Origin of the sequence: Microbacterium sp. BF1 (assembly GCF_019279095.1) — a bacterium.
GTDB lineage: Bacteria > Actinomycetota > Actinomycetes > Actinomycetales > Microbacteriaceae > Microbacterium > Microbacterium maritypicum.
Map to the genome: position 1 here is coordinate 1 of NZ_JAGYWT010000850.1, position 579 is coordinate 579.

The window sequence follows — 579 nt, forward strand, 5'->3', positions numbered from 1 at the left end:
CGCCGGGTCCGGACCCGGTCACGCGGCTCTCGGGACGGGCTGGGCGCGTACCTGCCGCTCTCAGCGCCCGCGACAGGGAGTTCCGCGAGTGGGCGACGGAGGTCGGGGGCCGGACATCCCGTTGTCGGCAGGTACGGTAGGGTCATACCGTCGAGCTCCCCGCCCGAGGGGCATGACGAGGAGGTCAGCATGGCTCTGCGCGAACTCGAGTTCACGTCGCACAACGGCACCGACACCATCCAGGCCTGGGTGTACGAACCGGCGGTCACGCCGGTGGCGGTGGTCCAGCTCATCCACGGTCTCGGCGAGCACTCCCGCCGGTACCTGCACATGACGGCCGCGCTGGTGGATGCGGGGTTCGTCGTGGTCGCGGACGATCACGCGGGTCACGGTCGGACGGCGATGCAGTCGGGGACGTGGGGTGACGCCGGTGACGAGTCGGCGACGGTCATCGTGCAGGACGAGGTGACGCTGTACCGGAAGGCCAAGGAGCTGTTCCCCGACCTGCCGTACGTGGTGTTCGGCCACAGCCTGGGGTCGATGATCGCGCGGGCGCTGGTGCTGCAGCCGGGTGTCGAG

The 579-nt window shown here is 70.3% G+C and carries 1 protein-coding gene; it reads left to right on the plus strand.

Annotation, left to right across the window (positions count from 1 at the left end; translation table 11 throughout):
- Positions 1 to 189: 189 nt before the first annotated feature.
- The coding region (locus KZA10_RS17160; RefSeq protein WP_218683505.1) for an alpha/beta hydrolase at positions 190 to 579 on the plus strand (390 nt) is incomplete at its 3' end.